Source organism: uncultured Maritalea sp., from assembly GCF_937139385.1.
In the GTDB taxonomy this organism is placed as follows: Bacteria; Pseudomonadota; Alphaproteobacteria; order Rhizobiales; family Devosiaceae; genus Maritalea; species Maritalea porphyrae_A.
Genome location: NZ_CAKZPW010000259.1, coordinates 1 through 9,871, shown reverse-complemented (window position 1 = coordinate 9,871; position 9,871 = coordinate 1). Strand labels below are relative to the sequence as shown.

Annotated in this window: 11 protein-coding genes; 9 read left to right on the top strand and 2 right to left on the bottom strand. The window is 49.9% G+C overall.

The genetic code is table 11. The features are described from left to right. A partial coding sequence (locus Q0231_RS10820; protein WP_299347679.1) for an arginase family protein occupies positions 1 to 431 on the bottom strand: 431 nt, incomplete at its 3' end. A 93-nt stretch (positions 432 to 524) separates the two neighbouring features. Between Q0231_RS10820 and Q0231_RS10815 the strand changes: the two genes are divergently transcribed. The 7 genes from Q0231_RS10815 to Q0231_RS10785 all read left to right on the top strand — a co-directional run bounded on the left by Q0231_RS10815 (position 525) and on the right by Q0231_RS10785 (position 7,900). Continuing rightward, positions 525 to 1,211, top strand: coding sequence for a GntR family transcriptional regulator (locus tag Q0231_RS10815; protein WP_269394318.1), 687 nt, complete (start codon positions 525 to 527; stop codon positions 1,209 to 1,211). A gap of 53 nt (positions 1,212 to 1,264) precedes the next feature. Continuing rightward, positions 1,265 to 2,632 (top strand): glutamine synthetase family protein, encoded by a 1,368-nt coding sequence (locus tag Q0231_RS10810; protein WP_269394319.1) that lies wholly within the window; start codon positions 1,265 to 1,267, stop codon positions 2,630 to 2,632. Positions 2,633 to 2,647: 15 nt separating this feature from the next. Next, on the top strand, positions 2,648 to 4,039 hold the full coding sequence (locus Q0231_RS10805; RefSeq protein WP_299347678.1) for an aspartate aminotransferase family protein: 1,392 nt from the start codon (positions 2,648 to 2,650) through the stop codon (positions 4,037 to 4,039). Between the two features lie 22 nt (positions 4,040 to 4,061). After that, positions 4,062 to 5,360 carry an FAD-binding oxidoreductase gene (locus tag Q0231_RS10800; RefSeq protein WP_299347677.1) on the top strand — a complete coding sequence of 433 codons (1,299 nt, stop codon included), beginning with the start codon at positions 4,062 to 4,064 and terminating at the stop codon, positions 5,358 to 5,360. A gap of 94 nt (positions 5,361 to 5,454) precedes the next feature. Then, on the top strand, positions 5,455 to 5,985 hold the full coding sequence (locus Q0231_RS10795; protein ID WP_299347676.1) for an SCP2 sterol-binding domain-containing protein: 531 nt from the start codon (positions 5,455 to 5,457) through the stop codon (positions 5,983 to 5,985). Further along, positions 5,982 to 6,986: a peptidase U32 family protein gene (locus Q0231_RS10790; protein WP_299347675.1), complete on the top strand. Its 1,005-nt coding sequence runs from the start codon at positions 5,982 to 5,984 to the stop codon at positions 6,984 to 6,986. Before Q0231_RS10795 ends, Q0231_RS10790 begins: the two co-directional genes overlap by 4 nt. A 2-nt stretch (positions 6,987 to 6,988) precedes the next feature. After that, the gene (locus Q0231_RS10785) at positions 6,989 to 7,900 is read left to right on the top strand and encodes a U32 family peptidase (protein ID WP_299347674.1); all 912 of its coding nucleotides are present in this window, start codon (positions 6,989 to 6,991) and stop codon (positions 7,898 to 7,900) included. Between the two features lie 17 nt (positions 7,901 to 7,917). On the opposite strand, the gene Q0231_RS10780 is transcribed toward Q0231_RS10785, so the two are convergent. Continuing rightward, positions 7,918 to 8,310, bottom strand: coding sequence for a MarR family winged helix-turn-helix transcriptional regulator (locus Q0231_RS10780; protein ID WP_299347673.1), 393 nt, complete (start codon positions 8,308 to 8,310; stop codon positions 7,918 to 7,920). Between the two features lie 171 nt (positions 8,311 to 8,481). Here Q0231_RS10780 and dctP point away from each other — a divergent pair, with 171 nt between their 5' ends. After that, entirely contained in the window at positions 8,482 to 9,501 is a 1,020-nt protein-coding gene (gene dctP / locus Q0231_RS10775) for a TRAP transporter substrate-binding protein DctP (RefSeq protein ID WP_269394326.1), read from the top strand. A gap of 66 nt (positions 9,502 to 9,567) precedes the next feature. Beyond that, a partial coding sequence (locus Q0231_RS10770; RefSeq protein WP_299347672.1) for a TRAP transporter small permease subunit occupies positions 9,568 to 9,871 on the top strand: 304 nt, incomplete at its 3' end.

Genomic DNA, 9,871 nt, shown 5'->3' with positions numbered 1-9,871 from the left:
GCTTTGAGAAGTGGATAGGTGACGAAATGATCGCCACCAAAAGTGAGCATTTTGGCGTCTTGAGAAATGATACTACGCGCATGGTTTTGAATGGTTTCAGGCACACTTGCTTGATTTTGCGGGGTCAGAAAACAATCGCCGAAATCGATCACAGACAGATTCTCAAAGGGATCAAAGCCGAACGGAAACGCCTTTAGCTCTGCCAATTGAACCGAGGCGGCGCGAATGGCCTGTGGCCCCATGCGGCAACCAGAACGATGGCTAACGGAGCCATCATAAGGGACGCCCGACACAACCACATCAGCGCCAGAAATATCTTTGCTGTATTTTCGACGCAAGAAGCTCAGCACTCCCGCATAGGTCATTTCTGGCTGCCTGCCCTTTAGGCTGGCTGACTGGATTGCCTGATCGCCATTAAACTCATTAGACATGAAAATCGCCTCCACGATATAATTTGATCAAATATTGCTTTTTGATCAAATGTCAACCATATTGCGAAAATCGAAATCAGATCTGAGCGAATTATGGACCTGCCACAACAAGACCTCGAAGACGTAAACCTGCCAACCCACGAACGATTGTATCGTGATTTGAGAGAGCGGTTGCTATTTGGGAAGTTCCGGCCGGGCATGTCTGTAACTTTGCAGGGCATTGCTGATGATCACGAGGTCAGCCTTACGCCGGTGCGCGAGGCAATCCGCAGACTTGTGGCAGAGGGCGCGTTAGAAATGCATGGCAACCGCCGCATTTCGGTACCCGAGATGGATGACGATCGCATTGAAGAACTATTGGCGGTGCGTTTGATGCTTGAACCAGAAATTGCTGTACGTGCAATCGACAACGTCGATGTGATGCTTTTGCGGGCAATTGACGACCAAATGGACAAGGCGATTCTTGAGGGCAGTGTCGATAACTACCTTAAGTGCAATTTTGCTTTTCATTTCGCCCTTTATAGAGCCTCAAATGCTAGCATTATGATCTCGATGGCAGAAAGCCTTTGGCTGCAAATGGCACCGTATATGCGCGTGGTTTGCGGACGCGTTGGCACCAGCAACCTTGACGACCAACACAAACGTGCCATCGCGGCCATCGAAGCGAAAGATATTGGCGCACTGCGCGCTTCAATTATGGAGGATATTTCCTCCGGCGCGGCCTTTGTACGCACTACGCCTCAACCGGAAGTCGAAACAAATTCGATTGACAAATCATAATTTGATCAAATTATATGCGACATCCATATTCAAATGGATAGCAAGGAAAACTCATGGCACAAATACCAAGTTGGATGGACTTAATCCCCGAACATGCCACTGAATGGCTCGATGGCCGTCGTGTGGAAGAAGTTGAATGTATCGTGCCCGATCTGGTGGGTATTTCGCGCGGTAAAACGATGCCTGCGAAGAAATTCTCCGAAACCGGCAACTCTTTTTTGCCCACTTCAATATTCTACCAAACGGTAACTGGTGCATATGCGGATATGGACATTAAAGACCAGTGGACTGAAACTGATATGGTTTTGCGGCCCGATCTGAGTACCGCATGCGCAGCACCTTGGACTGACGATATTATTTTGCAGGTTGTTCATGACTTAGAAACAACCGACGGGGAACCAATTACAATTGCGCCGCGCAACGTCCTCAAGCGTGTTTTGTCGTTCTATGAGGCAGAGGGCTGGCGCCCTGTTGTCGCCCCAGAGATGGAATTCTATCTCACACGTCCCAATACTGACCCAAATGAGCCGATTGAGCCGCCAATTGGACGGTCGGGGCGCAAAGGGATTGGCCGACAAGCTTACTCAATGGTCGCTGTTGACGAATATGGCGCGGTGATTGACGACATTTATGACTTTGCTGAAGCGCAAGGATTGGAAATCGGCGCAATCATCCAAGAAGGTGGCGCTGGGCAAATTGAAATCAACTTGCAGCATGGCGACCCGTTGAAACTGGCCGATGAAGTGTTTTACTTCAAGCGCACCATTCGTGAAGCAGCACTACGCAACAATTGTTTTGCGACCTTTATGGCGAAACCAATGCGTGATGAGCCGGGCAGCGCCATGCATATCCACCAAAGCGTTGTGGATGCAAAAACGGGCAAGAACATCTTCTCGAATAAAGATGGGACCGAGAGCGAGTATTTTTGGAGTTTCCTTGGGGGACAACAAGCACACCTGGATTCAGCCGTGCCGATTTTCGCACCTTACGTAAACTCATATCGTCGCTTTAAAGCTGACGATTCCTCACCTGCTAACATCGAATGGGCAAAAGACAATCGCACAACCGGCCTACGCATTCCGATTTCGAACACAGAATCTCGACGTGTTGAAAACCGGATCGTTGGCATGGATTGCAACCCATATTTAGCGCTTGCGGCAAGCCTTGCTTGTGGTTTCTTAGGCATGAAAGCGGGCACTCAGCCGCGCGAACAACGTACCGGAGATGCCTATAAGGACGGTGTGACGCTGCCACAATCTATTAACGAGGCCCTGCCCCGCTTTGAAGAAAACCAAGCGCTGCGCGACATGTTGGGTGAAGACTTTTGCAAAGTCTATGAAGGCATCAAATTCCAAGAGATCGAAGAACTCTTGAACGAGATTTCCCCTTGGGAACGCGAGCACCTGTTGCTCAACGTTTAATAGATTGGAAGACCAATGAATTTTATCGACAACCATTTGCCAACCGAAAAGCTGCAGGCTCTTGATGCGGCACATCATATTCATCCATTTTCTGACATGGGCGAATTGAACGCAAAGGGAACGCGCATTATCACGCGTGCCGACGGCGCCTATATTTGGGACAGCAACGGCAACAAATTGTTGGACGGCATGGCCGGTCTCTGGTGCGTGAACGTTGGCTATGGTCGTCAAGAATTGGTGGATGTTGCAACGAAACAAATGATGCAGTTGCCCTATTACAATTCATTCTTTCAATCGACCAATGTCCCTGCAATTGAGTTGAGTGCAAAACTGGCAGAACTGGCACCTGGTGACTTAAACCATGTGTTTTATGCCGGTTCGGGATCAGAGGCGAATGACACGAATATTCGTTTGGCACGCCATTATTGGTCTTCCCTTGGCAAGCCAAACAAGAAGGTCATCATTTCGCGCCAGAATGCTTATCACGGCTCAACCGTTGCGGCGGCAAGCCTTGGCGGCATGGCGTTTATGCATGAGCAAGGTGGTTTGCCAATTCCTGACATTACGCACATCGCGCAGCCCTATTGGTATGCCGAAGGTGGCGATTTTTCACCTGAAGAGTTTGGCCTTAAATGTGCGCAAGAATTAGAGGCCGAGATCGAGCGCTTGGGCGAAGATAAAGTGGCGGCCTTTATCGGCGAGCCTATCCAAGGCGCAGGCGGTGTCATTATCCCACCTGATACTTATTGGCCTGAAATTCAGCGCATTTGCGACAAATATGAAATCCTGTTGATTGCGGATGAAGTGATTTGTGGTTTTGGGCGCACAGGCAATTGGTTTGGCAGCCAAACATTTGGCATTCGGCCTGACATTATGACCATCGCCAAGGGGCTGAGCTCGGGTTATTTGCCAATTGGCGGCTCTATGGTTTCGGACCATGTTGCTGAAGTATTGGCCCAAAAGGGCGGCGAATTTGCCCATGGCTACACCTACTCAGGTCACCCCGTTGCTGCAGCTGTTGCACTGGAAAACTTGCGCATTTTGGACGAGGAAAAAATCGTTGAAACAACGTCGAAAGAGACAGCCCCCTATTTGAAAGACAAATGGATGCAGTTTGCCGATCATCCGCTTGTGGGCGAAGCCAGAATTTGCGGCATGGTGGCTGGTTTGGAACTAACCCCAGACAAGTCCGCCAGAGCACCTTTCAAAACACCGACTGGTGATGCGGGTAACATTTGCCGGGACTTTGCAATTGAGAATGGATTGGTGATGCGTGCGGTACGCGATGGTTTGATCATTTCGCCTCCGCTCATAATTTCCAAAGCTCAAGTTGACGAGTTGGCGGAAAAAGTTGGTCGTGTGCTGGATCAATCTCATGCCAAAATGCGCCAAAACGGTATGCTCTAAAATCTGAGGTTTGGCTATGGCCATGGACGTTTTAACCGCCAACGATGTTGCGGGCGCATATCCTGCTTCCTACTACGCAGCGACCACGAAGCAACTGGCTCCCTTTCCAACGCTAAAGGGCGACATCAAAGCTGATGTGGCCGTTGTTGGTGGCGGATTTACTGGGCTTTCCGCTGCGCTGCACTTAGCAGAACGCGGGTTCGATGTGGTACTCGTTGACGCGCAACGCGTTGGCTGGGGAGCGTCTGGCCGCAATGGTGGACAGCTCGGCTCCGGGCAACGGGTTGAACAAGATGCGCTTGAAAAAATGGTCGGCCGCGATAATGCGCATCTGCTTTGGAAGTTTGCCGAACAATCCAAAGATCTCGTCAAAGAATTGGTCAAGAAACACAACATTGAGTGCGATTTAACGCCGGGCATTATTCACGCAGATCATCGCAAACGCTACATTCCTGAAAGCCGCCACTATGTGGAAAAACTGCAAAACGAATACGATTATGATCAGATTCGCTTTGTCGAACAGGAAGAACTGCGCGAACTGGTAGATTCTCCTGCCTATTATGGTGGATCGGTCGACATGGGTGCGGCGCATTTGCATCCCCTCGCCTTGGCCATTGGCATGGCCGATGCTGCGCAAAAGGCAGGTACACGGATATTTGAAAACAGCCGGGTTACGCAGATCGATGAAAATGCGGGCAGAATATCTACAGCAGAAGGTTCGGTGACAGCCAAACATATCGTGTTGGGTTGCAATGGGTATTTGGGCAATCTTAATGGACAAACCGCCAAGCGGGTGATGCCCATCAACAATTTTATCATCGCCACTGAACCACTTGGCAGCAAATTGGCTCCAGAAGTTTTCAAGGAAAAGTTGGCCGTTGCTGACAGCAAATTCGTGGTCAATTATTTCCGCATGTCTGCCGACAATCGTTTGCTGTTTGGTGGCGGGGAAAGCTATGGCTACAAGTTCCCCGCAGACATTTCCGGCTTGGTACGCAAATGCATGCTCGAGATTTTTCCCCAGCTTGAAGACGCAAAAATTGATTACGCATGGGGTGGCACACTGGCCATCACGATAAACCGCATGCCGCACTTCGCGCGTTTGGGTAAAAATATCTACTCAGCCTCAGGCTATTCGGGCCATGGCGTGGGCATGGCGACGCTTGCTGGGCAGATTATGGCCGATACTATTGCAGGTACCGCGGAACGATTTGATGTACTCGCCAATGTGCCTACGCACAAGTTCCCTGGCGGCATTGGCCTGCGCACGCCCTTGCTCATTCTAGCCATGACCTATTACGCGCTGCGCGACAAATTGTAGGCGCAGCCAACTTCATTGAGGCAAAACCGCGCAAATTGATATTTACTTGATTTATATCAAGTTTGCATTCGGCCGTCAGGCGTATCGATTTGCCATGAAAAAGAAAACACATCGTGGCCAACCGCGCATTTTTCGCGACCCAAAAGCTGGTCCTATTTCTCGGGTGCTCCCGTTGCTCCCGCTGCAACCAGTGCTTCGCCGAATTGTACGCCATGTGGCAAAAATTCACCCCGAGCTTTTTGAGCGTTTGGAATCTGGCGCCAACAAGACGTTTTTGATCAATGCCAAAGGCATCCCGTTTTTGCTGGTGCTTAAGCCTGACCCAGCCAATCCCACGTTGGTGGCTCGATCGCGACATGATGAAATTCAGTATGATGTTTTGGTCAGCGGCAAGTTTTCAACCTTGCTGCAAATGATCGACAGTAAAACAGACAGCGACGCGCTGTTTTTCAACCGCGACATTCTAATTACCGGCGATACTGAAGCCATACTTTTGTTGCGCAACGCGCTCGACGATATGGACACGACCCTTGCAGATGATGTTGCAACGGCATTTGGCCCACTGGCGAAACCGCTGCGGGCGAGCATCAATATGGCCAACAGAATTACAGGCGCACGAGCATGACCCAACTTGAAAAACCTGAATTAGTTTGCCCGGCGGGCACGCCAGCGAGCTTACGCACTGCAGTTGATGCGGGTGCAGACGCGGTTTATTGCGGCTTTAAAGGCCCAACGAACGCGCGCAACTTCTCTGGCCTTAATTTCACAAAAGCAGAACTGTCGGAAAGCGTGAAATATGCGCACGACCGAGATGCGATGGTTTTGGCGGCGATCAATTCGTTTCCAACAGCGGGCCGCACGGACCTTTGGAAGAAGTCTGTTGATGATGCCGTAGAGCTTGGCTTGGACGCGGTAATCATTGCCGATATCGGCATGGCGCAATATGTTGCGCGTGAGCATCCCGAACAGCGTCTTCACTTGTCTGTGCAAGCGGGAGCATCCTCACCTGAAGCGATCAACTATTACGTTGAGCAGTTTGGTGTGAAGCGTGTGGTCTTGCCGCGTATTTTAACTGTTGCTGAAATCAAACGGGTACATGACGCGATTGATTGCGAAATTGAAGCCTTTGTGTTCGGCAATATCGGCATGATGGCCGAAGGGCGCTGTTCGCTTACCAACTATGTAACAGGCGTATCTACCAATATGGACGGGGTTTGTTCACCGGCTAGTCACGTCGAGTATGAGCCAGACGAAGAAGAAAACCTCACCACCCGTTTAGGCGAGTTTGCGATTGACTGCATTTCATGTGGCGAAACAGCTGGTTACCCAACCATTTGCAAAGGTCGCTATGATACAGCGATCAAGAAGAACTATTACGCGTTTGAAGAGCCAATCAGCCTCAATTTAACGCGCTTGCTGCCTGATCTGATCAAAGCAGGTGTGACCGCCTTGAAAATTGAAGGTCGTCAACGTTCGCGTGCTTACATCCGCTCTGTTGTTTCATCCTTCCGCGAAGCGATTGATGCCTATGCGATTGGGGAAGAACCAGACATTTCGCAGCTGATTGCTTTGACCGAAGGCGGCAAAGAAACCGAAGGCGCGTTTAAATCTAAGACGTGGAGATAGTAATGAGTGCTCAACTAACCCTTGGCCCTGTTCAATATAATTGGGCGGCAGATGATTGGCGCGATTTCTATTTCAAAGTGGCTGATGAAGCGCCAGTTGAAACAGTTTTTGTGGGCGAAGTGATTTGCTCCAAACGCGCACCGCTCTACGACAAGCATATTCCTGATATTTATGAGCGCCTTACCGACGCCGGCAAAACCGTTGTATTTTCAACATTGTCCGAAGTTACCACAGACATTGACCGTCGCCAGGTGAAAAAAGTCGCCACATCAGAAGGCTTCTTAATTGAGGCCAACGATGTTTCAGCGCTCTATCAAATGGGCAATGAGCCACACTATATTGGTCCTTTGATGAACTGCTACAACGAGGAAGCGCTTGAGGTCTATGCCAAAGGCGGCACCATTTCGATTTGTTTAAACCCCGAAATTCCAAAATCGGGCATTGAAGCGCTGGTGAAAGCCGCCGCACCGTTCAATGTGGATTTGGAAGTGCAGGTCTATGGCCGCATGTCACTGGCGCTATCTGCGCGCTGTTATCACGCCCGGGCCCACAACCGGACCAAAGATTCATGCCTCTTTGTTTGTGATGAAGATCCCGATGGCATGCGGCTGGACACCCTTGAGGGTGACAAATTCCTCACCGTGAACGGCATTCAAACCCAGTCGCACTCCGTGCTTAATCTGGTCGAATGCCTAGACGAAATGCAAAACATCGGCATCAAAACCTTCCGCATCTCGCCCCAGTCCAAAGGTACCTTCACAGCCATCAATGCATTCCGCGATGTGCTCGACAATAAACTCAGCCCATCCGAAGCACTAAAACTCATGCGCGATGATGGCATCAATGCGCCCTTCTCCAACGGGTTTTACCATCAATTGCCGGGCTACGAATGGCACGATGCGGTGGTGCGTTAGGATAAAATCAAGAGAAGCTATTTTTTGCTGGCAACGTCTGGATCTTCAAACATTTTCCCCAGATGCTCTTCGTATTCTTGCAAGCTCCTGAGCAAAGCCTTGCCTTCGTTGTCATCGTTGGCGGCGGCCAAAGTGCTTTCCAACTCATCAAGGACAGGGCTCGCGGATTGCACTAATTCGTGCCCCTTCTCCGTGCTGATAATGAGCTTGTTTCGGGCGTGGTCAGGGTTGCTCACGCGTTTGATATGACCAAGTTTTTCTAGCCTCGATAAGCCTGTACTCACGTGTGTCTTTTGCAAACCACTTTCTGAGCTAATGTCTTGCGCTCGGCAAGTCTGCAGTTCCACGGCAGCCCGCAGAATTCGCCAGTCCTGCCAATTCAGGCCTGTTTCTCTAACAACAGCATTCAAATAGAGTCGCATAATCTTCTGCGACAGCGCATAGATTGCTCCGATTAGCGAATCGCCCTTTTCAACTTGCTTTGCCCTTGACATGAGTTAAAGAACCCTATCTGCTAACGCTGAGTTACATATGTAATACAAATGATAGCAAATATTGCGGAGATTAGAAAGAGGGTTCTGATGTCCGACTATACAATGGGGAGACATTCTGTGAAAAACGCCATTCTTGGTACGATAACCGCGGCACTTCTGGCGCTCAGCTGCACACAAGCTAGCGCAGAGAAAACCATCCGCGTTACACTTCAATTGCCTGAATCTCATTCGTTGGGTCACAATTGGAACGCCTTCAAGGAGATTGTTGAAGAGAAATCCAATGGCTCGTTGAAAGTCATTTTGTTCCCTTCAGCTCAGTTGTTTAAGGACAAAGAGGTCCCCACTGCAGTGGGTACGGGAGCTGTTGAGGCTGGATCAGCATTCTTGGGCCGTTTTGCAGGTGCAGTCCCTGCGGTGGATGTCATCAATCTACCTTTCTTCTTCAAAGACGAAGCGCATTTGCGCGCGAGTGTTGCAACAGGCTCAGCCATGCGCAACATTTTGGACGCAGCAATTCTAGAAGAAACCAACTCGCGCGTCCTATGGTGGCAAGCTTTCGGTCGAAATGTTTATTTGTCGAAAGGCTCAGCCGTGCGCGTGCCCGCTGACTTGAATAAGAAAAAAGTTAGAACCTACGGCAAGGTGCTTGGCTGGACTGTGGAAGCGCTTGGAGGTGCCCCAACACTTATGTCTGGTTCAAAACAATTCCTTGCTTATCAGCAAGGTGCAGTTGATGTTGGAATGACTGGTGCCTCGGCAGTGAAATCGCGCAAGCTTTTTGAAGTCATGGATCACATGACATTGTCTTATGACAGTGCGATCGAGTTTGTTGCAGTGATCAATAACGATTTTTATCAGGATTTAACGGACGAAGAACGTTCAATCATCGACACAGCGGCCTTGCAAGTTGAACAACAACTCCGCGACGCAATTTATGCAGAGGAAGCAGAAGCGGTTGCCGAAGTGGGCAAAAGCATCGAAGTTGTTGAGCTGAGCGCGCAAGAACGTCAAGAATGGGTTTCAGCCACCATTGGTGTTGTGGACCGCTTTGTGGAAAGTGGTGGCCAAGTCGCTGCAGATGTCGTTGCCGCTGCTCGGGCGGACTAACATCGGTCTAAACAATCAGCAGGGCGTCAGAAGTGCCGCCCTGCCCTTTTGGGGAGTTTGTTTTCGTTGAAAAACAATATGGGAGCTGTTTTGGACGGTTTTGTCAGCGGAGTTGACGCCGTATCAGAATTTACAGGTCGACTGGCTGGTTGGATGTTCTGTGCCATCGGCTTTTTCGTGTTCTACGAAGTTGTGATGCGATACGCATTCACAATGCCGACGATCTGGGTCGATGAAATCAGCAGAATACTTCAAGTTTGGGCAACCTACCTTGCAATTGCCTACGTCCTTAAATACCGACAACACATTCTTATCGATGTCGCATTCCGTGACACGGCCACCCCGCGACGGTTCTGGGTTGAAATATTTT

Coding starts and splice junctions, on each gene's coding strand:
- Q0231_RS10815 (WP_269394318.1), top strand. CDS start 525: ATGGACCTGCCACAACAAGACCTCGAAGACGTAAACCTGCCAACCCAC.
- Q0231_RS10810 (WP_269394319.1), top strand. CDS start 1,265: ATGGCACAAATACCAAGTTGGATGGACTTAATCCCCGAACATGCCACT.
- Q0231_RS10805 (WP_299347678.1), top strand. CDS start 2,648: ATGAATTTTATCGACAACCATTTGCCAACCGAAAAGCTGCAGGCTCTT.
- Q0231_RS10800 (WP_299347677.1), top strand. CDS start 4,062: ATGGACGTTTTAACCGCCAACGATGTTGCGGGCGCATATCCTGCTTCC.
- Q0231_RS10795 (WP_299347676.1), top strand. CDS start 5,455: ATGAAAAAGAAAACACATCGTGGCCAACCGCGCATTTTTCGCGACCCA.
- Q0231_RS10790 (WP_299347675.1), top strand. CDS start 5,982: ATGACCCAACTTGAAAAACCTGAATTAGTTTGCCCGGCGGGCACGCCA.
- Q0231_RS10785 (WP_299347674.1), top strand. CDS start 6,989: ATGAGTGCTCAACTAACCCTTGGCCCTGTTCAATATAATTGGGCGGCA.
- dctP (WP_269394326.1), top strand. CDS start 8,482: ATGTCCGACTATACAATGGGGAGACATTCTGTGAAAAACGCCATTCTT.